Below are 22460 nucleotides of genomic sequence, written 5' to 3' on the forward strand. Positions count from 1 at the left end.
TCCTGCGCTCCGCTCCGCCCTGAGCCCTTCGCGGCTGAGCGTCCAACTGTTCGGCAGCTCCTACGATTTCACTTGGACGAGGTGGCGCCACCGCGCTACCGTCCGCACCCGCTGCCTGGTTCGGGCCACCCCGTGAGCGACCTCTCCCGCCGCCGCTTCCTTCAGTGGTCGTCCGCCGGCCTCGCCGCCGGGGTTGCCGGTACGGGCGTCTTCATCCTCCGGGCCGACGCCGAGCCGACTCCAGCGTCCGGGACGCTCGACAAGCACCGGCACGTCCTTGACGACCCGGTCCCCGGGCAGGCGCGGACGGCGAGCCTCCGCCCGGACGGCGGTCCCTCGAACGGGTGGGCCGTGACGGAGCCGGACCAACTCGGCCCGTTCTACCGCGAGGGCTCGCCCTACCGGGGCAAGGTGACGCCGCCGATGGAGCCGGGCGCGCTCCTCGTCGTCACGGGCCGGGTGTGGGGGCACGACGCGCGCCGGCCACTCCCCGGGGCCGTCCTCGACGTGTGGCAGGCCGACGTCCGAGGCCAGTACGAGGCCGACGGCGGGGCCATTCGGCTCCGTGCGAGGGTCGTGGCCGACGAGGCGGGGGCGTTCGAGTACGAGACGGTCTACCCCGGCCACTACGACGGCCGCCCGGCCCACGTCCACCACATCGTTCGGGCGCCGGGGTACGAGACCCTCGTGACCCAGCTTTACTTCGAGGGCGACGCGAACAACGCGAACGAGCCGCTCCCAGACCCGCTCGTGATCGCGCTCGAAGAGGTCCGGCTCGCTGGCGGCACGTACCGACGGGGCGTGTTCGACGTCGTCTTGGCTCCGGCCGCGTAGCCCGGCCGAAGCAGAGCCCGCTGCGCAGGACGGTGGGGGGCGTCCGCGTTTTCGGCTGAGGTGGACACTTGCGTCGCCCTTCCTTACCGCGGTGCCCGCAGTCCAAGGCGGCCGAACGCTCGTCTGCTATTCGGAGGTCGCGTAGAGCCGGGCGACTCCCACGATGTCGAGGGCACCTAGCCCGGCGCGCTCCGCGTCGGCGAACGCGCGGGCGGTGGCCGCGAGGACGTGGCCGGAGAGCCCGGCGGCGTCCGAGAGTGACCGGGCGTAGGCGGCGTCCTTGGCGACGAGCGAGATCGGGAAGTTGGGCGAGGTCGCGCCCTCGGCCATCAGCGTGCCGAGACGCGCGGCGGCCGGGCTCGCGGTGGGCATGGCGGCCAGCGTCGACGCGGCGTCGGCCGGGTCGATGCCTTCGGCGTCGAGCGCCGCCAGCAGCTCGCCGAGGGCCGCGGCCTGGACGGCCAGCATCGCGTTGACGGCCAGCTTCATCGCCATCCCCGCGCCCGCCGGGCCGACGTGGTGGACGGCACCCGCGAACGCCTCCGCGACCGGGCGGAGCGCGTCCACGTCGGCGGCGTCGCCGCCCGCGAGCACGGCCAGCGTTCCGGCCTCGGCGTGGGGCCGGGTCCCGACGACGGGCGCGTCCACGAATCGGCCGCCGCGCTCGGCCACGTCGGCGGCGAGCTGGCGGGCCCGGTCGGGCGTGACGGTGCTCATCTCGACGGCGAGCGCTCTGGGCCGGAGCCCGTCGAGCGCCGACGCCCACACCTCGCGCGAGGCGTCGTCGTCGCGGACGATGGACAGGACGGCGTCGGACGTGTGGGCGGCGGCTCGTGGGGAGTCGGCGACGGTGGCACCGCGGCGAGCGAGCGCGTCGGCCGGTTCGGGCGAGCGGTTCCAGACAGTGACGGAATGGCCGGCGTCGAGCAGGCGGGCGGCGATGCGCGAGCCCATCGCGCCGAGGCCGAGAACGGAAACGGAAGACATGGCAGAGGAGGCGGGTGAGATCTCAGGGTCCGGCCCTCTCCCCCCTCGCCGCCTTAGCCTTTGTTCAGAACGAGCCCGCGCCGCACGCGCGAGAGGTGGACGTCGGTGACGCCGAGGTAGCTCGCGAGGTGGTACTGCGACACGCGCTGGACGAGGTCTGGCCGAGCGTCGACCAAGGCGCGGTAGCGCTCGGAGGCGTCGTGCAAGAGGAAGCTGCGTGCGCGGAGCTCCTTCCGCATCAGCAAGTGCTCAGCCAGCTTGCGGCCCAACCGTTCGAGCGCCGGCTCGCCATTGAGGAGCGCCGTCCACCGCGCGTAAGGCGCCGCGAGGTAGCGCGTCGGTTCGAGCGCCTCGATGCCATAGGCGATGGGGACGCCCAGGCCCGCCGCCGCGAGCGCGCCCGCGAACTCGCCCTCGCCCACGAACGCCTTGTTCGACTCCTTCCCGTCGGCGCCGGGGTAGTAGAACCGGAGCAGGCCGTCGGTGACGAAGAGGACCTCGTGGGCCTCCGAGCCCGGCAGGGCCACCGGAGTGCCAGCCTCGGCCGTCCGCTCTCCGAACGCCTCCGCCAGCCGGTCGGCCTGGGCCTCGTCGAGCGGAGCCCACGCGCGGGCGGCGCGGACGAGTGCGGAGCGTGCCGAATCCATGCCGCCAAGGTAGAGGCCACCGCCGTGCGGCGGTAGCTTTCCGGCACCGTCCCCGCCCGACGCCATGACCGCCCTCCAGGACTCCGACCCCGCCATCTTCGACATCGTCCGCCGCGAGGTCGAGCGCCAGAACGACGGGCTCGAGCTCATCGCGTCGGAGAACTTCGTGAGCCCGGCCGTGCTCCAGGCAATGGGCAGCCCGCTCACCAACAAGTACGCCGAGGGCCTTCCCGGCAAGCGCTACTACGGGGGCTGCGAGGTCGTCGACGAGGCGGAGGCGCTGGCCATCGACCGCGCCCGAGAGCTGTTCGGCGCCGACTGGGTCAACGTCCAGCCGCACTCCGGCGCGACGGCCAACAGCGCCATCTACCTCGCGTTCATGGACCCCGGCGACCGGCTGCTCGGGCTCGACCTCGCGCATGGCGGCCACTTGACGCACGGGTCGCCGGTCAACTTCTCGGGCAAGCTCTACGACGCCCACTTCTACGGGGTCGAGCAGGACGGAGAGAACGCCGGGCGGATCGACATCGACAAGCTCCGCGCCAAGGCCCAGGAGGTTCGGCCCCGGATGCTGTCGGTCGGCGCGAGCGCCTACAGCCGCGACTTCGACTACGCCGCCATGCGGGCCATCGCCGACGAGGTCGGCGCGATCCTGTGGGTCGACATGGCGCACACGGCCGGGCTCATCGCGGCCGACCTCCTGAACGACCCGCTCCCCCACGCCCACGTCGTCTCGACGACGACGCACAAGACGCTGCGGGGCCCGCGCGGCGGCATGATCCTGGTCGGCACCGACGGGCCGAGCCCGACGGGCGAGACGTTCCGGTCCGGCGCGACGAAGTCGACGGGGCAGGTGCTCGACTCGGCCATGTTCCCCGGCACGATTGGCGGGCCGCTCATGCACGTCATCGCGGCGAAGGCGGTCGCCTTCGGCGAGGCGTTGCGGCCCGAGTTCGTGGACTACCAGCGCCAGACGATCCAGAACGCGCAGGCGATGGCGCAGGCGTTCGTCGAGCGGGGCTACGACGTGGTGTCGGGTGGAACGGACAACCACCTCGCGCTCATCGACCTCCGTGGCAAGTGCACCGGGAAGGAGGCCGAGGCGTGGCTGGGCGACGCGGCCATCACGGTCAACAAGAACATGGTCCCGGGCGACCCCGAGAGCCCGTTCGTGACGTCGGGCATCCGCGTCGGCGCGCCGGCCATGACCACGCGCGGGTTCGGCACCGACGAGTTCCGCACGGTCGTCGCGCTGATGGACCGCGTGATCGCCAGCCGGGGCGCCGACGCCGAGGTCGTGCGCGGCGAGGTCCGCGAGCTGTGCGAGGCGTTCCCGTTGTACGACGTGGCGTCGCTCGGCGCCGAGCCGGTCGGGGCGTAGGGACCGACGCCTCGGCGGGGTGGCGGCTCGGCGGGACGACCGCCGATCTGGGGAGATTCCTCCCCACCGCGAGGCGTAGTTCTGGACGATGGGCGCTCCGCAGCGTGTGACCGTTCGGCGTTCCGTATGCGACTGGCCGCTCGCGGGCGTTGTGCCGAGCGCGCCGTGGCCGCGAGCGTCGCAACCTCGCCGCGTGTCCGCCCGTCCTCCCGAACGGCACGCCGCTTGCCGGTCGCGCCTCCGTATGTTTCCCGCCCCGCGCCGCGTCCGTCGTGGCCCGCCGTCGCCTCCATGCCCAACGACCACAGCACCGTCCCCGAGTCGGCCCTGGCGAAGCTGGGGCACACGCTCTACCAGCGGGCGCTGGTCCGGCGCGAGGACGAGTCCATCACCGACCCGCGCGGGCAGCCCATCGGCTGGCTCCTGGACACGCGGACGCCGATGCTCGACGGCGACGTGTTCGCCGAGGCCGGCGCCGTGCTCGCCGAGCGGCTCCGCGCGCGGGGGATCGACCAGGTGGCCGGGTTCGGCTACGGCGCGTTCCCACTCGTGACGGCCGTGTTGCCGCACGGGACCGCCGAGCGGCCGTTCCGCGGCGGGTTCATCCGCGAGCGGCGGAAGGCGTACGGCCGGCGCCGCTTGGTGGAGGGCCCGCTCGACCGCTCGAAGCCGGTCGCCCTGATGGACGACATCCTGAACAGCGGCCGGAGCGCCGCGCGGGCGGCGTCGCTGCTCCGGAGCGACGGGTTCGAGGTGGCCGGCGTCGTGACGCTCTTCAACTTTACCTGGAGCGGCGGCCGGGCCCGGCTCGAGGCCGAGGGCCTGTGGGTCGAGTCGCTCCTGGAGCTCAACCTCCGCGAGAGCGCCCGCTCGGCGACGGCCTCCGGCGACACGGTCTAGAGCGCGTGAGGGGTTATGGGTGATGGGCGGTCTGTCATGGAGCCCATCGACAGTCCCGTACGTTGAGGAGGTCGTGGAGCCCCACCCCGAGTGGGACGCGACGGGGCCTCGAAACCCTTCACCCTTTCCCCCTCACTGTTCACCCGCATGGACGTCTGGCGCTCACGGTCGCAAAAGGCGGCCGGCTCCCAGGGCGATGGCGCAGCGGACCCCATCCGCCTCGACCAGACGCCACCGCCGCCCCCGCCGGCGACTCCCGCGTCGTCGGTCCCCGAGCACATGGCGCCGGGCCCGGGCGAGATGCCGTTCCTCGACCACCTCGAGGAGCTCCGCTGGCGCATCCTGAAGGCGCTCGGCGCCGTCCTGCTGTGCGTCGGCGCGTGCCTGTTCTTTACGGACTGGATCATGGACGGCCTGCTGCTCGGGCCGACGCGGGCGTCGTTCTTCATGTACGACGTGCTCCGGCTCGACGCCATCGACATCGTGCTCCAGAACCGGACCGTGACGGGCCAGTTTTTCGCCTTTTTTGGCACCGTCATCGCGGCCGGCGTGGTGATCGCGTCGCCGGCGGTGGTGTACCAGGCGTGGCGGTTCATCGAGCCCGGGCTGTACCCCGAGGAGCGGAAGGGGCTCCGGTTCGCGGCCGTGTTCGCCGCGTTCTTCTTCGCGCTCGGCATCTCGTTCGGCTACCTCATCATCGCGCCGATCGCGCTCCAGTTTTTCGCCCAGTTCCAGATCTCGGACACGATTCTCAACGAGTTCGACATCTCGAAGTACTTCTCGATGTTGCTCACGTGGTCGTTCGGAGCGGGGCTCCTGTTCGAGCTGCCCGTCGTCGTGGTGGTGCTCTCGAAGGTCGGCATCCTGACCGAAGAGCTGCTCCGTGCGGGCCGGCGCTACGCGCTCGTGGTGGTCCTCATCATCTCGGCCTTCGTCACGCCGCCGGACCCGTACACGATGCTCCTGATGGCCATCCCGCTGATGGGCCTCTACGAGCTGTCGATCCTGCTCACGCGCGTCGTCGAGCGCCGTCGGATTCGGGAGGAGACGGCCGAGGCGGCGCGTGAGGTGAAGGAGGCGGCGCGAGCGGCGGCCGGAAACGAGTAGCTTGGCGACGACCAGCAGGTTCCACCACTCCAGAACCAGCGCGATGACGTACGGCCTGATCGGGAAGATGCTCGCCACTCCTGGAAAGAGGGATGAGCTGATCGCCGTCCTTCTCGGCGGCGTCTCCGGGATGCCGGGGTGCCTGAGCTACGTCGTCGCCCGCGACCTAGAGGACGAAGACGCGCTATGGGTTTCGGAGGTCTGGGAAAGCAAGGAGGCCCACGAGGCGTCGCTCTCCCTTCCGTCAGTTCGCGAGGCCATCTCGAAGGGCCGCCCGATGATCGCGGGGTTCGGCGAGCGGTTCGAGACGGAACCGGTGGGCGGGCACGGGTTGGCAGGTGCCGGCTCGTAGCGCCTGACTCGCCGCTCCTCAGACGACGGCCAAGACCACGACGACTCCGTCGATAGAGAACGGGTGGGGCGACGTCGGCGGCCCCGGGTACGCCCGATGGGATTGCGGCCGTCGCAGACGCTCGCCAGCTTGCGGCCCCACGTCTCCGAACCGCCATGCCCCGTCTCGTTTTCGGCCTCGCCGTCGTTCTCTCGCTTGCCGCCTGCGACACGGACGGCGCCGGCCTGCTCGATCCGCAAGAGGTCAACGTGTCGGCCCTGTCGCAGGACCCGGCGCGGCTCGTCGGCGCGTGGGAGCTGGCGACCGTCACGCCCTCGGGCGAGTGTATCGGCGAGGACTGCACCCGCACGCGGTCGGCGGCGGCGGTCGGCCGCTCCGAGCGGCTCGTGTTCGAGGCGGACGGGATGGCCGAGGTGATCTGCGACGGCGCCCCGGCCCGACGTGTGGCGTACCGCGTCGAGCCGGTCGAGTACGGGGACGGGACGCAGAGTGAGATCCCGTACCTGTTCGTCGACTCGCGAGCCGAACTGTTCGGCGTGACTGGCGATCAACTCTTCCTGGACAACCGGCCTGTCGACGGCGAGCTGCGCGAGTACCGCCGCCGCTAACGGGGCGCGAAGGGCCGGGCGGCGGCGTTAGCCTGCGGCCCCCGCTCCGCCCGCCCGATGCGCCGTCTCGCTCTCGCCGCCCTCGTCCTCGTTGCCTCCGCCGCCCAGGCCCAGGACGTCGACTACTTCGCCATCCGCAAGAGCTTCGGGCTCTACGGCGCCGTCTACGAGATCCTGACGTCCGAGTACGTCGACGCCATCGACGCGGAGTCGCTGATGCGGAGCGGGATCGGGGCGATGACCGGCGCGCTCGATCCGTACACGGTCTACTACGACGAGGCGACGGCCGCCGCGAGCCGGCTCCAGCAGGGCGGCGACGTCGGCGGCGTGGGCGTCGTGGTGGCCGAGCGCGGCGGGCGGCTCGTCGTCGTGTCGGTCTTGGACGGGTCGGATGCCGAGCGGCAGGGGCTCCGGCCCGGCGACGCCGTCGTCACCCTCGGTGGACAGCCGGCCACGGACCTCTCGGCCCAGCGAGCGAACGCGCTGCTCCGCGGCGAGCCCGGGTCGAGCGTCCCCGTCGAGGTCACGCGCGAGGGCACTGCCGACCCGCTCCGGTTCGTCCTGGTCCGCGCCGGCGACCCCGACACCGAGGTCACGTATTCCGGCTTCCTCGGCGATTCGGCCGAGGGCGTCGGCTACGTGCGGTTGGGGCGGTTCATGCAGGACGCGGCCGGCCAGGTGGCCCGGGCCGCCGCGGCGCTCCGGGCTGAGGGCGAGCTGCGGGCCCTCGTGCTCGACCTCCGCGGCAACCCGGGCGGGCTGCTCGACCAGGCCGTCGCCCTCAGCGGCCAGTTCCTGCCCCAGGGGACGCTCGTCACCCAGACGCGGGGCCGCGCCGTCGGGACCGACCAGACGTACCGCACCCAGGAGGCGCCGACGCTGCCCGACCTCCCCGTCGCCGTGCTCGTGGACGCGGTGAGCGCGTCGGCGAGCGAGATCGTCGCGGGCGCGCTCCAGGACCACGACCGCGCCGTCGTCGTCGGCGAGACGACGTTTGGGAAGGGGCTCGTTCAGGTCATCCGGCCGATGCCGTACGGGACGGCGCTTAAGCTGACCGTGAGCCGCTACACGACGCCGTCGGGCCGCGAGATCCAGCGGCTGACGTACGCCCAGGGCGTCGAGGCGACCGAGGCCGGGCCGGGGCAAGCGTTCACGACGACGGGCGGACGGGCTGTGCGGAGCGGCGTCGGGATCGAGCCGGACGTGGCCGTGTCGCTAGGGGAGGAGAGCGAGCTCGAGCGGGCGCTCGTCCGCTCGGCCGCGTTCCTGCGGTTCGCCAACCGGTTCGCCGCCGAGACGCCCGACTTGCCGGCCAGCTTCCGCGTCGACGACGCGCTGTTCGGCCGCTTCCGCCAGTTCGTCGAGGCCGAGGGCGTCGACTACCGCACCGACGCCGAGCGGACCACCGACGCGCTCGCCGAGGACCTCGACGAGGCCGGCTACGCTGGCGCCCAAGACGCCCTCGCCGACCTCCGCCAGGCCGTCGGCCGCGAGAAGGACCGCGACTTCGACCGCCACGCCGAGCGCTTGCGGGCGCTCTTGCGCCAGGAGATCCTGTCGCGCTACGTCGGCCAGCAGGCGCAGACGGTCGCCGCGCTTTCCGAAGATGCGGCTGTGGCCGAGGCCCGCCGGCTGCTGCTCGACCCGGCGGCCTACGCCCGCGCGCTCGGCCGGTAGTCGCCAGCGGACAGGATGAACCGTGTCCCTACGAGTGCCAGGCGCCGAGTCGCTGAGTCTCCGCGACACCCTCCGGTTTCCGCCTAGCCCGCCTACGAAGTCCCCTCTCCCAGTGGGAGAGGGACAGGGTGAGGGGCCTCGTCATCGCGGGCGGCCGATGAGCCGCATCGCGCCGCGCCGTGGCCGGCGATCCGCCGGTGCTCGGACCGATGCGGGCGCGGGTGCGTAGGCGCGGGCCTCCCTTCAGCGCCGCATGGTCTTCCTCCTCCTCGTGGCCGGCGCCGTCGGCGGGTTCGTGGCCGGGCTGGTCGGTGTGGGCGGGGGCATCATCTTCGGGCCCGTCTTGTTTTTTGTATTCCAGGCCGCCGGCATCGAAGACCCGATTCTGACGCCGCTGACGCTGGGGTCGAGCCTGCTCTGCACGTTCGCCGCGAGCGCCTCGGGGACCGTCGCCCAGGCCCGCGCCGGCGCCATCGACCGGCGGACGGCGCTCGTGGTCGGAGCCGTCGCGGCCGTCGCCGTCGTGCTCGTCGGCCGGTTCGTGACGACCGAGCCGTGGTACGACAAGCAGGCGTTCCAACTGATTCTGGGCGTGCTGCTCGTCGTCGTCGTCGTGCGGATGCTGCTCAAGAAGGACCGGGCGGACACGCTGTCGACGGCCGGTGCGCGGACCGGGCCGCTCCCGCTGGCGGCGACGGGACTCGGGGCCGGCGTGATCGCCGCGCTGGCCGGCGTCGGCGGAGGCGTCGTGATGGTGCCGGCGTTCAGCGGGCTCGTCCGCCTGCCGATGCGGGTGGCGGCGGGGACGTCGACGGCGGCCATCACCGTCATCACGGCCGTCGGCGTGGCGACGTACACCGTACTGGGGTGGGGCGCGGCCGTACCCGAGGGCGCGCTCGGCTACGTCGACTGGCGCGGCGCGGCAGCGCTGGCACTGCCGGCCGTCGTGACGGCCCGGCTGGGCGTATCGACGGCCCACCGGATCGACGTCCGCGCGGTCCGGCTGAGCTTCGCCGCGTTCGCGGCCGTCGTCGCCGCGCGGCTGCTGTGGAACGCGCTGGTGTAGCCGGGGTCTACGGGGCCCTCTCGCCCTCAGCACCATGCGTGTCGTCTTGCTGATCGCCGCGCTCGCTCTGGCCGGCTGCGCCGACGCCGATCCGCCCGGTCCCACCCTCGACGGGACCGACCCCGTCCAATCCGACGGCGACCTCGCCCCGGACGCCGACCTCGCGCCGACGCCCGACGTGGCGCCCGAGCCTGACGTGGCGCCCGACCCCGGCCTCGCCCCAGAAGCGACGCTCCAACCCGACTCCTCCGAGGCGCCATAAAAAAGCCCCGCCAGCCGAGGCCGACGGGGCGAGCGAGACGGACGCCGAGCCTAGGGCGTGTGGACAATCACCCAGATCGGCTCTCACGGGCCAGATCCCGCCCTCACCGCGTCGCTCTCGTCGTCCGGGGCTACGGCCCCGGACTCCTCGCGCTCCTTGCGAGGCCGAAATCGTGACCTCGTGCGAGCCTGACCTCGCGAATGTCCACACGCCCTAGCTCATGTCGCCCTTGTTCTGGACGGTGAACGTCACCTTGCAGTGGACGCGGAAGTTGCCGGCCTCGGCCTCGCCGGGCTCGTAGATGAAGTCCTCGACGTAGACGCTCTGGACGCCGCGGACCGTCTGCGAGACTTCCTTGTACGCCTGCTTGACGGCGTCGTCGAAGCTCTTGTCCGAGACGGCGGACACTTCAATGATCTTTGCGATAGCCATGGGAATGGGGGGTGGTGAAGAAGGGGACGGTCCAACGCCGGGTCCGGCCCCGGAGGTCCGGCGTGGGCTCCGGTCGCGCCTGTTCGCCTGGTCCCTCGGCCACGCCGACGGCACGCAGCACCGCCTCTACGCCGACCGCAAGCGGCGGCTGTTCGGCCAGATCGAGGGCCGCGACGGCGCGCCGCCCGTCGTCGTCGAGATCGGGGCCGGCACCGGGCTCAACGCGGTCTTCCTGCCGGCCGAGTCCCGGTGGATCGTGGTCGAGCCCAACGTTCACTTCCACGACCGCATTCGGAAAGCGGCCGAAACGAATCGGCTCGACCTCGACCTCCGCACGGGCACCGCCGAGCAGTTGCCGGTCGAGGACCGCGAGGCTGACGCCGTCGTAGCACGCTCGTCCTGTGCTCCGTGTCTGGTGTGGCCGAATCGCTCGCGGAGGTCCGGCGCGCGCTCCGGCCCGGCGGCCGGTTCGTGTTCGTCGAGCACGTGGCCGCGCGCGAGGGCACAGCGCTGCGCGTGCTCCAGCGTGTCGTCCGCCGCCCGTGGGGGTGGGTCGCCGACGGGTGCCGGCCCGACCAAGACACCGAGCGCCGACTCCGCGCGGCCGGGTTCTTGGACCTCCAGATCGAGCCGTTCCGTGCGGATCTCGCCATCGTCTCGCCCCACATCGCGGGCGTCGCCACGCGCTGACGCGGCGCTACTGGACCAAGATCGGGTCCTCCGCCGACGCGGCGATCTGGCCGAACGGCTCGCCCGACTGGCGCTCGACCCAGGTGACGGCCTGGGGCGAGAGGTCGGCGACGCGGGCGCCGAACGAGGCGCGGTAGAACGCGAAGCCGCTCCCCTTCAGCAGCGCGTACGCCTCGCCCGAGTCGGTGTCGATCAAGAGCCAGACCGTCCGGTCGTCGTCGGTGAGGTCGGGGTCCGGGCGCAAGGTGACGGCGAGCGCGTCGCCGACCGACTCGACCGTCGACGCGGTGTAGGCCGGCGTCTCGCCGAGCGCGGCGAGCGCGGCCACCAGTTCGGACTCGACCGAGAACGCCTCCTTCAGCGCCGGCTGCACCGACGGCTGGAGCAGGAAGTTGGCCCCGTCCTCGCGGACGACCGGCCGCCCCGCCCACTCGCGGACGACCTCGGCCGGGAGCGCCCCGGCGGGGCCGTCGTCCCCCCGGACGGCCGCCCCGGGGGCCACCTCCGACGCCGACCGGGCCGAGGGCTCGGGCTTCTCCGAGGGGCCGTCGGTCGAGGCGTCGCCGCACGCGGCGAGGGCCAGGGCAAACGCGAGCAGGCAGAAACGGGGCACGGCAGGGGCGGAGGCGGGATCCCATGGTACCGCCGCGTCGGCGTGCGCTACGGACTGATCGGCGCGTCCTCGGACGCGCGGGCGAGCTCCGCAGACGGCGTGCGCGACGCCTGCTCCACCCGGGCGACGGCCTCCGGAGAGAACGTCCCGATCCGGGCTACCGCGATCTCCCCATGGGAGAGGCCCGGTGAGAGGCCGGACCTCACGCCAAACTCGGGTGGCCCCTCACCCCGCCCCCTCCCACCGAGCAGGGCCGCTAAGTTCTCGGGCGCGAGTCATATTCCTACGCAAAACGACAGTCATCCCCGCGAAGGTGGGGACCCATACGGGGCCGCTCGCCGGACACGAGGGGCGCATGGATTCCCGCGTACGCGGGAATGACGGTGTGAGGGGGGTGGAGAGAGACTCTCCCTCCGGCCCTGGGGTTGACCTGGGTCCGTCTTCCGTCGCGGCTACTCGCGGGGGAGCCAGACCGTCGCCCCGTCCTCGTCGATGTAGCCGAGCTGGCCGTCGACGGTGACGGCCGCCAGGCCGCCCGCGAAGTCGTCGACCTCGTCGAACTCGGGCGCACGCAGGAGCGTGCCGTCGGGCCGGACGAACGTCCACGACCCGTCGACCTCGACGGCGGCCCGGCCGCCTCGGAACGCCCGCGCGGCGTCGAACTGGGGCCCGATCACGCGCTGGCCGCGCTCGTCGACGTACTCCCACCGGTTCTCGGTCCGGACCGGCGCCAGGCCGCTGCTGTAGTCGCCGGCCGAAATGAACGTCTGCCCGTCCGCGCCGCGCCGGTTCTCCGTGTCAACGTAGAACCACCGCTGGCCCTGGCGGACCGCCGCGCGACCTCCGGAGAACGAGCGAGCGTCGTCGTAAGCGGGCTCGATCACGACGGCCCCGGTCCGGTCCACGAACCCGACCTTGCCGTCGCGCTCGAAGCGGGCGCGGCCATCGTGGAGGTCGCCGAGGTTGTCGAACGCGGGCTCGACCACGACCTCACCGGCGCGGTCGAGGAAGCCCCACCGCCAGCCGGTCGTCTTGACCCGGGCCACGCCCTCCGAGAAGTCCCGGGCGTCGTTGAGGTACGGGTTGATGAGAAACCGCCCCTCCGTGTCGACGAACGCATTCTTGCCGTCGACGCGGACGCGGGCGCGGCCGTCACGCGGCGCGAACGCCTCGTCGGCGGCGACCGAGAAGGCGACCTCGCCGTCGGTGCGGAAGTAGTCCCACACGTTCTGGCGTCCATCCCAGCGGCGGGCCGGCGTCAGCCCCTCGGCGCCCGGCCGGACGCTGCTGTAGTCGCCGAGCGAGACGACCACGCGGCCGGTCTCGTCGATCAGGACGCGCTCGCCGTTCTGGCTCGCCGGGAACAGGCGGGCGCTCGCGTCGGCCGCGTCGTCGTCGCCGCCGAAGGCGTCGCAGCCGATGGCGGAGACCGCCAGGGCGAGGAGGAAGAGGGAGGAGAGGAGGCGCATGGGTCGCGGAGGTTCAGGGTTCGTCGTTCGGAGACTGGGACGCCGTGGAGCCCGGTGCGTCGGCAGGTTCGGGGTTCATCAGGGTGCGGACTCTTGCGAGCCCTGAAAAGCTGTTTGGTGAGCGAGATCGGGTCCCCTCTCCACCCCCGGGGGAGAGGGCTAGGGTGAGGGGGGCCGCCGACGCACGAGGGCCTGGCGACGCCGCCGGACCCTCACCCTGTCCCTCTCCCAGGGGGAGAGGGGACCTCGCGAGCGGCGCCGAGGTGTTCCCCAAACCGTTTCTGAACCCCGAACGGTCATCGGGTCGGCTCCCAGACGAGGGCGCCCTCGCGGTCGACGTAGCCGACGCGCAGGTTGTCGCCGCTGCCGGTCGTGACCTGGGCCAGCCCGCCCCGGAACGGCTTGGCCGACGAGAAGGCCGGGCTCGCCACGATCAGGCCGTCGTCGCGGCGGAGGTACGTCCAGCGGTTGTTGAACCGGACCGCCGCGCGGCCCTCGGAGAACGGCCCGGCCTCGGCCAGCTTTGGGCCGACCACGAACGCGCCGTCGCGGTCAATAAACCCGAACCGGTCGCCGACGCGGACGGTGGCGAGCCCTTCGGAAAACGGCGCAGCGGCGTCGAACGTCGAGTTGAGCGCGATCCGCCCGTCCCGGTCGACGTACTTCCAGACCTCGCTGCCGCGCTCCCGCACGGGCGCGAGCCCAGCGTCCGAAAACGGCCCGGCCTCGTCGAACGAGGTGCCGAACGCGAACGCGCCCGACCGGTCGATGTAGCGCCAGCCGTCAGCGGTCTGGACCGGCGCTAGCCCCTCGCGGAACGGGCCGACAGCCGCGAACTGCAGCTCGACCACGACCGCCCCGGACTCGCCGGCGAAGCCCCACACGAACCCACGCCGGACGGCGGCGCGGCCGTCGGAGAACGGCTCGGCGCTGTCGTAGCCGGCCTCGCCCACGCGCGCCCCGTCGCGGTCGACGTAGAACCAGCCCTCGGTCGCCGAGCGGACCGGCGCGAGCTGCCCCTCGAACCGGCCGGCCGCGAGGTACTGCGGCTCGATGGCGAGCGAGCCGTCGGGCCGAGCGTAGCCCCACAGCGCGCCCTGCCGGACGGCCGACCGCCCGCCGGTGACCTCGTCGGCGAAGTCGTACTGGGGGCTGGAGACCAGCCGGCCCTCGGCGTCGATAAAGCCCCACCGGCCGTCGGACAGGACCGGGAAGCCGTCGACGGCCTCGGCGTCGTCGCCGCCGAAGGAATCGCAAGCGGGCAGGAACAGGACGAGCGCGAGCAGCGCGAGAAGACGGGACATCATCGGACGACGGTGACGGTGACGGTCCGCGACGCACCGGGCGTGCGCAGGCGGACGAGGTAGAGGCCGGCGGCGAGCCCGGCGCTGTCGAAGGCGATGGCGTGGTCGCCAGCAGCCAGCGCCCGGTCGTGGAGCACGCGGACGGTCCGCCCCCCCACGTCGGCGACCTCGACGGTCGCGAGCGCGGGCGCGTCAAGCGTAACGGCGATGCGGGCGCGGCCGGCGACCGGGTTCGGGGCGACGGACAGCCGCAGCCCATCCGCTGGGGGCGCGGGCGCGGCGTCGACGGTGAACGGGCTCTCGACCAAACCGGCAAGCGGCTCGAAGCCGCCGCCCAACACGTCGGCCGTGTCGGCACCGCTCATCCCGAACCACTCGGCGAGCACGCTGGCGTAGACGCGCCGGAAGTCGACCGACATCGGCAGCGCGTTCTGGTTGTTCGGCAGGCTGTCGAGGACAGAGCCCGGTCCATCCCCGTAGAGCCCGCCGCCGACGCCTCCGCCGAACACCAACATCGGCGACGCCTCGGCGTGATCGGTCCCGGCGGCCCCGTTCTGGCTGATGGTCCGGCCGAACTCCGAGAACGTCATCGTGAGCACGCGGCCGGCGTCGGCGCCGAGGTCGGCGGTGAAGGCGCGGACGGACTCGGCGATCTCGCGGAGCAGGCCGGGCTGGCGGTCGAGCTGGTCCGAGTGCGTGTCGAAGCCACCAATGGAGACGGCGTAGATCCGCGAGGGCAGCCCGCCCTTGATCAACCGGGCGACCGACGCCAGCGACGACGCGAGCCCGCCGCCGGGGTAGCCAGCCTCCCCATCATTCTCGCCGGCCTGCGACGCTTGGTAGACGGCGTCGCGGTAGCGCAGGCCCGAGTTGTAGATCTCGCGCACGAACCGGAGCTCGTCGCCCGCCAGCGTGGCCGGGACGGCGGCCTCGTCGTAGAACTGGCCCGTCTGCGCCAGCCGGTCGAACTGGTCGGGGTTGGAAAAACTCATCCCCAGCGCCCCGCCCGCGCCGCGCACCAGCAGCGACGACGCGCCGCCGATCCGGATGGCGACCGGGTAGGGGAGGGGCTCGGCGACGTGGCTCGGAAACGCGCGGTCCACCCAGCGGCCCGTCCAGCCGTCCGTCCGCTGCTCGTTGGCGTTGGAGGCCGAGGCCCAGATGTCGGTCGAGCGGAAGTGGGAGCGGCTGTGGTCGGGGTAGCCGGCCGAGTGGATCACGGCCAGGTCGCCGTCGCCCCACATCGTCTCGAGCCCCGCCATCGCTCCGTTGAGGCCGTAGTCGCCGTCGAGCGTCAGCAGCGACGACGCGGCCTGGCCGATCTGGGGGCGCCGGCGGTAGTAGGCGTCGCTCGTGTACGGGACCACCATGTTGAGCCCGTCGTTGCCGCCGCCGAGCTGAATGATGACGAGCATGCGGTCAGTCTCGGCCCGGCCCAGCGACCGGAGCAGCGGCGTGTGCGAGGACGCCCGGACGGTCTGCGCACTTGCGCCACTCCCCAGGAGGAAGGCGCCCGCGGCAGCCGTCGTGGCGCCGGTCAGGAAGTCGCGCCGGTTCCACGCGGCGTGGTCGCGGTCGTGGTCCCGGCCGTGGTCGAGCGAGATGGCGCGGGGCGGAGCGGCGTGGGAGCGGTCGCACATGGGGGGTTACAGATGGAGTCGTCAGAGATGCGTGATCTGTGATGCGTGACTCTTCCACGTGGGCGTCCGCGCTGGCGCGAGAGAATCACGCATCACGTGTCACGCATCAAAACGCATCACACCAATTGGTACTCGGGCAGGTTGACGAGGGCCGCGAGCAACTGGCGCAGGCGGTCGCGCGCGGCGTCCTCGGCCGAGACGACGATCTCGACCCAGAAGCCCTGGCGCTCGCCGCGCGTGTAGGACGTCGGGACGCCGTCCAGGACGGTTTGCTCGGCGAGCGCGTCCGCGTCGGCCTCGCTCAGGGGGACGGCGAGCAGGTGCGCGGCCAGGTCGCGCGTGAGCCGGTACGGGTCGAAGCGGTCCGAGACCTGCTCGACGAGCGGGAGCGGGTCGTAGGTCGGGAACGGGCCGTCGCCGAAGACGGCGGCCTCGGCGATCCCCCGGCGCTCGACGATGGTGCCGGTCGTGACCCAGGCGCGGTACTCGAGCGGGTCGTCATAGCCGGGCCAGCCCTCGACGGACGGCGGGTTGAGCACCTCCTGCCCGATGGACTGGCTGGTCTCGCGGAACGTCTCCAAGACGGCCTGCGACGGCGTCAGCCCGAGCTCGCGGCCGATCCCCACCATCAACTCCATCGGCGTCTTGAGCCGGGCGCCGACGACGGCCGGGTCGTAAAAGTGGGCGCTCGCGAAGAGGGCTCGGAGCGCGGCCGGCACGTCGAAGGCTGTCTGCTGGAGCACGTCCGCGAGGGCGGCGACGACGCCCGCATTGGCGACGGGGTGGACGAACCAGGCGTACAGCTTGCCCGCCACAAAGTGGGCGACGGCCGAGCCGCGCTCCTGGAAGATCAGGTCGACCAAGTCGTCGTGGTCCCAGCCGCCCGTCCGCCCAAAGATGGTCTTGGGACCGGCGTCGTGGCGCTCGGCCCGGAACTGGCTGCGGACTCGGGGGGCGTCGACGGTCCACCCGGTCAGCGCGCGGGCGGCCTCAACCACGTCGTCCTGGGTGTAGTTGGGCGCGCCGTCGGGGCCGGTGATGCCCATCGAGAACAGCTCCAGGATCTCGCGGGCGTAGTTCTCGTTGAGGTCGCCGGCTCGGTTCTGGTCGTTGTTGAGGAACCGCAGCATGGCCGGCCGCTTGCCGATCCCCTCCAGCAGCGGCCGGAACGGGCCGACGGCCCGCTCGCGCAGGAACGTCAGGTAGTCGACGGCGAAGGCGGCGTGGGAATAGACGGCCTGGGCGGTCGCGAAGTGGTCGTGCCACAGCAGCGCCAGCTTCTCGCGGAGCCCGCCGGCGGCCATCTCGGCGACCCACGCCCGCTGCCACTCGTAGAACCGCTGGATGTTGGTCCCGCCGTCCGACGTGGTCGAGCCGGCCCACCTCGGCTCGTCAGGGAGCGGGCGCTGGGCGGCGGCATCGAGGATCGCACCGGCCGCGACAGCGGGCGAGCCGGCCACGAGCGCGGCCACCACGTCGGGCCGGGACGCGCCGAAGTGCGTCCGGCGGACGAGGTGCGTGGCCTGTGCCGCGGTCCAGGGGCCGGCGTACGGGGCGAGGTCCGCCGCGAGCGCCGCGTGCCGAGGCGGAGTCGGTCGGCCCCGTGGGGTCGGTGCGGTCGGCCGCGTCAGGAAGGCGCGTCGGTCCATCGGGGGGCGGGGGCGGCGGGCACGGCCTGTCCGTGCCTCCAAAAAGCTATCGGCCGGTTTCGGGCCGGCTTGATCCACCGAGCCGTTCGGGAGACCTCGCGCTCCGTTTGCAGAGAGAGCCGGACGTCGGAATCGGCACGAAGGCGGCGACAGGCACGGTCTGCGGCTGTCGGCCCTGATGGAACCGACCGGCATCCCTCAGTCAATCATCAAGACCGCGGCGGACTCCGGCCCTCCGGTGAAGGGTGCCGTGCGGGAAGCCCAGGAGCGGGCGGGGGGGAGGACGGCGTGTGTCGGCGGTCGGTCGACGTGGTGATCTCGAACTGCGTGCTCAACCTGGCGCCGGACAAGGCGGTCGTCTTTGAGGAGATCACGCGCGTCCTCAAGCCCGGCGGCGATCTCTACGTCTCGGACGTGTTCGCGGACCGGCGGCTGCCCGGGGCCGTCCGCCGCGACCCCGTGCTCGTCGGCGAGTGCCTGGGCGGCGCGCTCTACACCGAGGGCTTCCGCTGGCTGATGGCCGGCCTCGGCTGGGCCGACGTCCGGACGGTGGCCGCACCCGCTACGGCCGCTTTTTCGATGTGGCCGGCGACCGCTCGACGCACTTCGGCCTGTTCGACTGCGAGCCGGCGACGGCCGCCTCGGACAGCGGGATGGGCGGAGGCTGCTGCTAGCCCGACCCGCCGACGACGCTGAACACGAGCGACCACGTCCCCGAGCGCCCGGTGACACGGTCGCGGATCGTCCCCTCGAACACGACACGGTCGCCCGCGCGGACGTCGGCGGGGACGGGCAGCACGATAAACTCCCGCGCCGTCCCGCTCGTCGTGCCCGACGGGGTCGCGCTCAGGCTCACGAGCGACCGCTCGCCCGTCGCGCCGTCGGTTCGGTAGATGGACCGCTCGACCTCGTAGTCGGACCGCCCGCCGCGCGTGCCGAGGTCGTACGCCTCGACGAAGACGCCGACGAGCGCACCGGGCACGACCATGTCGTACGGGTAGCGCCACCGCGCGCGAGCCCGCTCGGCCTGGGCCCGGGGCGCCCCCGAGATGGCGTCGACGGCGTCGGGCGGGACGAGGTGGGGGAGGGGGTCGCTGATGAGCAGCCCGCCCGGGCCCTCCGTCAGCGGCGCGAGCGGGCCGACGCGAGCGATGCCGCGCCGAACAGCCGCGCCCTCGGCGTCGAGCACGTCGGTCTGGACGGCGACAGACAGGCGTCGGCCGGTGGCTTGGAAGGTGGCTGCCTCGACCGGCGTCGTCTGGCCCGGCCGCGTCGCGAGAGACGAGAGGGGGGAGACGCGCTCGGCCCGGTCCCCGTCGCCTCGCCCGCCGGCCTCGGCGACGGTCGCGACGGAGCGGACCGCGAGCCCATCGCCCAGGCCGACGAACGCGCCGGGCTCTGGCGCCCACGCGACCTCGACGCGCGTCCGCCCGCCCGGACCGCGGAAGCGCGCCGCCCGGACGGCCACCGGCATCTCGGCGACGGGCGGGAGGTCGACGCCGGAGACCACGTCGCGCGTGGCGCGGGCCGCCTGCTGGCGCTCCGCCTCGATCTCCTCGAACAGCGACGCCACGATCTGAGGCACGTCGCCGGCCGTCCCTCCGCTCGTGAACGTCTGCGACACCGACGGCTTCTCGGCGAAACGGGTCGGGCTCATCCCCGCTTCGAGTGCGTCTCCGGTGATCTCGAAGTGGAGGGCGTCGACGGTCGGCAGCGCCAGTGCGTACTGGGGGATGACGGCCGCGATGGCGTCCATCAGGTCGTAAAACGCCAGCGCCGAGGTCTTCGCCCACTCCGGCGCGCGCGGGTGCATCTCGCCCTGGCGGATCATCTGGAGGCCGGGTGGCAGCAGATCGACCGGCGACGCCTCGCGCCACGTCCGCCCGTCCTCGACGAACAGAAAACCGAGCCGACCGCCGTCGTACACCCAGAGCGCGTTGTCGGGCGTCCCCACGGCCAGTGACGACCGAGACAGGAGCAACGTCTGGGACCGGAGCTCGCGAACGACGTCGGGCTCCCCCAGTCGGACGAAGACGGCCCCGCGGTCGTCGAACCCGCGCCGGCTGGCATCGGCGAACCGGCGCTCGGCGTGGGCGACGCGGTCGAGGTGGAGCGTCAGCCGCTCGTTCTCGGGCGTGGCCGGCAACGGGTCTTGGGCGTGCCACCACGCAACGAGGTCGAGCCCGGCGTCGGGGGCAGGCGCGCCGAGCGCTCGCCGGAGCGTGTCGGGCAGAATGGGCCAGAGCTGAGCGACGAGCCGGTCGACGTCGGCGTCCGCGTCGGGGCCCGCCGTCGCGAGCCGGTCGAGATAGTCGACGCGGTCCTGGGCCGTTGCCGTCGAGGCGAGGACGAGCAGAGCGAGGGCGACGAAGAGTCGCATCACGAACCTGGTGGAAAGTTGCCCCGCGAGCTCAGCCGCCCGACCGAACCGAGGAGTCACGGCGCTCGGCCGGGACCACGCCCGTCGGAAGGTCGAGGCCGTCGGCCAAGGCGAGGAAGCGGTCGTGGAGCGACGCGCGCCGGCGGCGGAGCCCGTCGATCTGGTGGTAGTGCCGCCACCGCGCGACGCGGACCCGGATCGCCCGCCACGCGCCGACGGCGATCTCGGAGTACAGCAGCGCCGCGACGCCGCCGAGCGCGCTCAGCGCCGCGATCACGAGCCCCACGGCGACGGGCGCCTCGGGCAGGTCCGGCATCACGTCCGCCAGCCGGACCACGCCGAGCGCCGCCAGCAGTCCCGCGGTCGCCCACGCCAGCGGGAACAGCACGAGCCCGCCGAAAATCTTGACCGTCGCCGCGTCCTTCGCCGCCTTCGCCGCCAGCAGCGCCACGCCCTTCAGCGCCCAGTACGGCGGCGCGTTGACGGCGAACCCGACGAGCAGCAGCGGCGGCAGCAGCAGCGCCACGGCGACGGCCTGCGCGATGGCGCCGACCACGAGCACGGCCGATCCCAAGCGCGGCGGACGGTCGAGCGCGCCGTCGTCCAGCCCGAGCCGGTGGAGCGCGTGGTGGTACGCCGCGATGTCCTGGCGCAGCGCCTCGATCTCGTCCGGGTGCGTCTCGGAGCGGACGCGGTAGCCCTCCCAGATCTGGGCGAACCCAGCCGTGCGCGAGACGACGGTCTCGGGCGCGGGGCGCTCGCCCCGGCGCGCGGCGGCCTCGGCCGCGATCAACGTCCGCGCCCGGTGCATGAGGGCGTGGAGCCGCCATGAGGCCGTCGGGTGGACGGCGGCCACGAGGGCCTCCTCGATGGCGTCGGTCAGAACGTCCGGCGCGTCGGGCGCGTCGAGGTCCATCTCGGCGAGGTCGAGCGGCCGGTGAAACGCGACGAGCACGTCGGTGCGGAACGTGTCCTTGTCCTCATAGTGGAGCCCGACCGGGACGATGACGGGCGGTGGCCGGCCGGCCGGCGTCCGCTCGCGCGCCTGGAGGTAGAGCCGCGCGGCGCCGCTGCGGATCTCGCTGAGGTGGGGCCGGTCGTGGCTGACGCCCTCGGGGAACAGGGCCGAGAACGAGCCACCGGCGATCTCGTCCGCGAGTGCGCCCAGGCTTCGGTCATTCGCTGCGCGCCGCTCCTCCGGCGTCATCGCGTCCTGGTCGACCGCGCGGTAGATCGGGACCGTCCCCAGCGCCCGCATCATCGGGCCGACGACGGGCCAGCGCAAGAGCCCGTCGCGCGCGCCGAACACGATCCGCCCGGGCACCGTCGACAGGATGAGGGCCGGGTCGATCAGGCCGTTCGGGTGCCACGCAACCAAGAGCCCGCCGCGGTCTTGGGGCACGTGGTGGGTCCCGGCGACGGCCACGTCGCGGAAGAACAGCCGGACGACGGCGCGGACGACGGCCCGCAGCGCGCGGTACCGGAAGGGGAGGGGAGCAGCGTCGGGCACGTCGGAGACTACCACCGGCCCGCGCTCGGCCCTACATCAGCCCAGATTTGCAGGCGCACTCCGCGAGCGACTGGCGCTGCTCGTCGGTGAGCCCCCGCGGCACCGTCACCTCGACCTCGACGAACAGGTCGCCCCGCCGCGTCGCCGTCTCGACGCCCTGGCCGCGCAGGCGGAGCCGCTCGCCCGGCTGCGTGCCCGGCGGGATGTGGACCTTCATCGTCTGGCCGTAGGCGTTCGTGATCGAGCGCGTCGTGCCCAGGATGGCTTCGAGCGCCGACACCGTCTCGACCACGTGCAGGTGGTCGCCCTCGCGCCGGAACCGGGCGACCGGGTCGACGCGGAACGTGACGTAGAGGTCGCCGCGCTCGCCCCCCGCGCCGAGGCGCCCGTGCCCCTTCACCCGGACCTTGAGCCCGGAGCGGACGCCCTTGGGGACGGTCAGCCGGACGGGCTCGCCGCCGCTCATCCGCACCTCGGTGGTTCCGCCGCGCAGGGCCTGGTCGAACGTGAGCCGGACCTGGGCTTCGACATCGGCGCCGCGCTCGCTGGGATTCGGCGTCCCCCGGGGGTCGCCGAAGAAGAGCGACGTGAGCGGGTCCTGGCTGTCGGCGGGGTCGAACGGCTTGTGACCCATCGCGTACGGCCCGAGCTCGCCGTCGAGCGAGAACGTCCGCACCAGGTCGTACTGGGTCCGGCGGCGCGGGTCCGAGAGCACCTGGTAGGCGAGCTGGACGAGCTTGAACCGCTCCTCGGCGCTCGGGTCGTGCGGGTTCCGGTCGGGGTGGGAGTCCCGGGCCACCGACCGATACGCCCGCTTGATGGCCTCCGGCGAGGCCGTCTCGGTCACGCCGAGCAGGAGGTAGTAGTCGGTAACTTCGGCCATCGGGGAGGGGCGGCAGGCCGGCGGTCGGCGCGCGTCCCGACAGGACGCCGGACGCCCGGCCAGGGATTC

Annotated in this window: 23 protein-coding genes and 1 pseudogene; 12 read left to right on the plus strand and 12 right to left on the minus strand. The window is 73.0% G+C overall.

Annotated features, from left to right (window positions below):
• The first annotated feature begins 132 nt into the window (after positions 1-132).
• Entirely contained in the window at positions 133-834 is a 702-nt protein-coding gene (locus ACOOHE_RS00755) for a hypothetical protein (protein WP_420455895.1), read from the plus strand.
• Between the two features lie 126 nt (positions 835-960).
• Here the strand turns inward: ACOOHE_RS00755 and ACOOHE_RS00760 are convergent, their stop codons facing one another.
• Together ACOOHE_RS00760 and ACOOHE_RS00765 are read right to left on the minus strand one after the other, a co-directional pair.
• Positions 961-1842 (minus strand): NAD(P)-dependent oxidoreductase, encoded by an 882-nt coding sequence (locus tag ACOOHE_RS00760; RefSeq protein ID WP_420457642.1) that lies wholly within the window; start codon positions 1840-1842, stop codon positions 961-963.
• A 32-nt stretch (positions 1843-1874) separates the two neighbouring features.
• Positions 1875-2468 (minus strand): Crp/Fnr family transcriptional regulator, encoded by a 594-nt coding sequence (locus ACOOHE_RS00765; protein WP_420455896.1) that lies wholly within the window; start codon positions 2466-2468, stop codon positions 1875-1877.
• Positions 2469-2532: 64 nt separating this feature from the next.
• Here ACOOHE_RS00765 and glyA point away from each other — a divergent pair, with 64 nt between their 5' ends.
• The 8 genes from glyA to ACOOHE_RS00805 all read left to right on the plus strand — a co-directional run bounded on the left by glyA (position 2533) and on the right by ACOOHE_RS00805 (position 9821).
• The gene (glyA, locus tag ACOOHE_RS00770) at positions 2533-3849 is read left to right on the plus strand and encodes a serine hydroxymethyltransferase (protein ID WP_420455897.1); all 1317 of its coding nucleotides are present in this window, start codon (positions 2533-2535) and stop codon (positions 3847-3849) included.
• Positions 3850-4140: 291 nt separating this feature from the next.
• The gene (locus ACOOHE_RS00775) at positions 4141-4749 is read left to right on the plus strand and encodes an orotate phosphoribosyltransferase (RefSeq protein WP_420455898.1); all 609 of its coding nucleotides are present in this window, start codon (positions 4141-4143) and stop codon (positions 4747-4749) included.
• A gap of 279 nt (positions 4750-5028) precedes the next feature.
• Positions 5029-5856 (plus strand): twin-arginine translocase subunit TatC, encoded by an 828-nt coding sequence (tatC, locus tag ACOOHE_RS00780; RefSeq protein ID WP_420455899.1) that lies wholly within the window; start codon positions 5029-5031, stop codon positions 5854-5856.
• A 43-nt stretch (positions 5857-5899) separates the two neighbouring features.
• The gene (locus tag ACOOHE_RS00785) at positions 5900-6208 is read left to right on the plus strand and encodes a putative quinol monooxygenase (protein WP_420457643.1); all 309 of its coding nucleotides are present in this window, start codon (positions 5900-5902) and stop codon (positions 6206-6208) included.
• A gap of 155 nt (positions 6209-6363) precedes the next feature.
• Positions 6364-6816, plus strand: coding sequence for a hypothetical protein (locus tag ACOOHE_RS00790; protein ID WP_420455900.1), 453 nt, complete (start codon positions 6364-6366; stop codon positions 6814-6816).
• 57 nt (positions 6817-6873) lie between these two features.
• Complete coding sequence (locus tag ACOOHE_RS00795) at positions 6874-8493, plus strand: S41 family peptidase (protein ID WP_420455901.1); 1620 nt, start codon at positions 6874-6876, stop codon at positions 8491-8493.
• A 253-nt stretch (positions 8494-8746) separates the two neighbouring features.
• Positions 8747-9559, plus strand: a complete 813-nt coding sequence (locus ACOOHE_RS00800) for a TSUP family transporter (RefSeq protein WP_420455902.1) — start codon at positions 8747-8749, stop codon at positions 9557-9559.
• Positions 9560-9593: 34 nt separating this feature from the next.
• Positions 9594-9821: a hypothetical protein gene (locus ACOOHE_RS00805; protein WP_420455903.1), complete on the plus strand. Its 228-nt coding sequence runs from the start codon at positions 9594-9596 to the stop codon at positions 9819-9821.
• A gap of 213 nt (positions 9822-10034) precedes the next feature.
• Here ACOOHE_RS00805 and ACOOHE_RS00810 read toward each other — a convergent pair whose 3' ends face one another.
• Entirely contained in the window at positions 10035-10253 is a 219-nt protein-coding gene (locus ACOOHE_RS00810; RefSeq protein WP_420455904.1) for a dodecin family protein, read from the minus strand.
• On the minus strand, positions 10231-10536 hold the full coding sequence (locus ACOOHE_RS00815; RefSeq protein ID WP_420455905.1) for a hypothetical protein: 306 nt from the start codon (positions 10534-10536) through the stop codon (positions 10231-10233). The genes ACOOHE_RS00810 and ACOOHE_RS00815 overlap by 23 nt, the downstream gene beginning before the upstream one ends.
• Between ACOOHE_RS00815 and ACOOHE_RS00820 the strand changes: the two are divergent.
• Positions 10486-10593 (plus strand): annotated as a pseudogene (locus ACOOHE_RS00820) (class I SAM-dependent methyltransferase); the annotation flags it as partial. The gene ACOOHE_RS00815 and the pseudogene ACOOHE_RS00820 overlap by 51 nt on opposite strands.
• 77 nt (positions 10594-10670) lie before the next feature.
• Positions 10671-10943, plus strand: coding sequence for a hypothetical protein (locus ACOOHE_RS00825; protein WP_420455906.1), 273 nt, complete (start codon positions 10671-10673; stop codon positions 10941-10943).
• A gap of 7 nt (positions 10944-10950) precedes the next feature.
• On the opposite strand, the gene ACOOHE_RS00830 is transcribed toward ACOOHE_RS00825, so the two are convergent.
• The 5 genes from ACOOHE_RS00830 to ACOOHE_RS00850 form a co-directional block, all read right to left on the minus strand.
• On the minus strand, positions 10951-11556 hold the full coding sequence (locus tag ACOOHE_RS00830; RefSeq protein WP_420455907.1) for a hypothetical protein: 606 nt from the start codon (positions 11554-11556) through the stop codon (positions 10951-10953).
• A 452-nt stretch (positions 11557-12008) separates the two neighbouring features.
• A complete protein-coding gene (locus tag ACOOHE_RS00835; RefSeq protein ID WP_420455908.1) occupies positions 12009-13025 on the minus strand; it encodes a WG repeat-containing protein in 1017 nt (338 codons plus the stop codon).
• A 296-nt stretch (positions 13026-13321) separates the two neighbouring features.
• The gene (locus ACOOHE_RS00840) at positions 13322-14329 is read right to left on the minus strand and encodes a WG repeat-containing protein (RefSeq protein ID WP_420455909.1); all 1008 of its coding nucleotides are present in this window, start codon (positions 14327-14329) and stop codon (positions 13322-13324) included.
• Positions 14329-15969, minus strand: a complete 1641-nt coding sequence (locus ACOOHE_RS00845; protein WP_420455910.1) for a DUF1501 domain-containing protein — start codon at positions 15967-15969, stop codon at positions 14329-14331. The genes ACOOHE_RS00840 and ACOOHE_RS00845 overlap by 1 nt, the downstream gene beginning before the upstream one ends.
• 116 nt (positions 15970-16085) lie before the next feature.
• Entirely contained in the window at positions 16086-17618 is a 1533-nt protein-coding gene (locus tag ACOOHE_RS00850; RefSeq protein WP_420455911.1) for a DUF1800 domain-containing protein, read from the minus strand.
• A 288-nt stretch (positions 17619-17906) separates the two neighbouring features.
• Between ACOOHE_RS00850 and ACOOHE_RS00855 the strand changes: the two genes are divergently transcribed.
• Positions 17907-18314: a methyltransferase domain-containing protein gene (locus ACOOHE_RS00855; protein ID WP_420455912.1), complete on the plus strand. Its 408-nt coding sequence runs from the start codon at positions 17907-17909 to the stop codon at positions 18312-18314.
• Here the strand turns inward: ACOOHE_RS00855 and ACOOHE_RS00860 are convergent.
• Genes ACOOHE_RS00860 through ACOOHE_RS00870 form a run of 3 tightly spaced genes read right to left on the minus strand, consistent with a single transcriptional unit; the run spans position 18289 to position 22391 of the window.
• Positions 18289-19998: a GWxTD domain-containing protein gene (locus ACOOHE_RS00860; RefSeq protein ID WP_420455913.1), complete on the minus strand. Its 1710-nt coding sequence runs from the start codon at positions 19996-19998 to the stop codon at positions 18289-18291. The genes ACOOHE_RS00855 and ACOOHE_RS00860 overlap by 26 nt on opposite strands.
• Before the next feature lie 31 nt (positions 19999-20029).
• A complete protein-coding gene (locus ACOOHE_RS00865) occupies positions 20030-21508 on the minus strand; it encodes a 1-acyl-sn-glycerol-3-phosphate acyltransferase (RefSeq protein ID WP_420455914.1) in 1479 nt (492 codons plus the stop codon).
• Positions 21509-21539: 31 nt separating this feature from the next.
• Positions 21540-22391 carry a DnaJ C-terminal domain-containing protein gene (locus ACOOHE_RS00870; RefSeq protein ID WP_420455915.1) on the minus strand — a complete coding sequence of 284 codons (852 nt, stop codon included), beginning with the start codon at positions 22389-22391 and terminating at the stop codon, positions 21540-21542.
• Positions 22392-22460 lie beyond the last annotated feature (69 nt).

This window comes from Rubrivirga sp., assembly GCF_965213695.1.
Classification (GTDB): Bacteria; Bacteroidota; Rhodothermia; order Rhodothermales; family Rubricoccaceae; genus Rubrivirga.

Coding starts and splice junctions, on each gene's coding strand:
- ACOOHE_RS00765 (WP_420455896.1), bottom strand. CDS start 2,468: ATGGATTCGGCACGCTCCGCACTCGTCCGCGCCGCCCGCGCGTGGGCT.
- glyA (WP_420455897.1), top strand. CDS start 2,533: ATGACCGCCCTCCAGGACTCCGACCCCGCCATCTTCGACATCGTCCGC.
- ACOOHE_RS00775 (WP_420455898.1), top strand. CDS start 4,141: ATGCCCAACGACCACAGCACCGTCCCCGAGTCGGCCCTGGCGAAGCTG.
- tatC (WP_420455899.1), top strand. CDS start 5,029: ATGGCGCCGGGCCCGGGCGAGATGCCGTTCCTCGACCACCTCGAGGAG.
- ACOOHE_RS00785 (WP_420457643.1), top strand. CDS start 5,900: ATGACGTACGGCCTGATCGGGAAGATGCTCGCCACTCCTGGAAAGAGG.
- ACOOHE_RS00790 (WP_420455900.1), top strand. CDS start 6,364: ATGCCCCGTCTCGTTTTCGGCCTCGCCGTCGTTCTCTCGCTTGCCGCC.
- ACOOHE_RS00795 (WP_420455901.1), top strand. CDS start 6,874: ATGCGCCGTCTCGCTCTCGCCGCCCTCGTCCTCGTTGCCTCCGCCGCC.
- ACOOHE_RS00800 (WP_420455902.1), top strand. CDS start 8,747: ATGGTCTTCCTCCTCCTCGTGGCCGGCGCCGTCGGCGGGTTCGTGGCC.
- ACOOHE_RS00805 (WP_420455903.1), top strand. CDS start 9,594: ATGCGTGTCGTCTTGCTGATCGCCGCGCTCGCTCTGGCCGGCTGCGCC.
- ACOOHE_RS00810 (WP_420455904.1), bottom strand. CDS start 10,253: ATGGCTATCGCAAAGATCATTGAAGTGTCCGCCGTCTCGGACAAGAGC.
- ACOOHE_RS00835 (WP_420455908.1), bottom strand. CDS start 13,025: ATGCGCCTCCTCTCCTCCCTCTTCCTCCTCGCCCTGGCGGTCTCCGCC.
- ACOOHE_RS00840 (WP_420455909.1), bottom strand. CDS start 14,329: ATGTCCCGTCTTCTCGCGCTGCTCGCGCTCGTCCTGTTCCTGCCCGCT.
- ACOOHE_RS00845 (WP_420455910.1), bottom strand. CDS start 15,969: ATGTGCGACCGCTCCCACGCCGCTCCGCCCCGCGCCATCTCGCTCGAC.
- ACOOHE_RS00850 (WP_420455911.1), bottom strand. CDS start 17,618: ATGGACCGACGCGCCTTCCTGACGCGGCCGACCGCACCGACCCCACGG.
- ACOOHE_RS00860 (WP_420455913.1), bottom strand. CDS start 19,998: ATGCGACTCTTCGTCGCCCTCGCTCTGCTCGTCCTCGCCTCGACGGCA.
- ACOOHE_RS00870 (WP_420455915.1), bottom strand. CDS start 22,391: ATGGCCGAAGTTACCGACTACTACCTCCTGCTCGGCGTGACCGAGACG.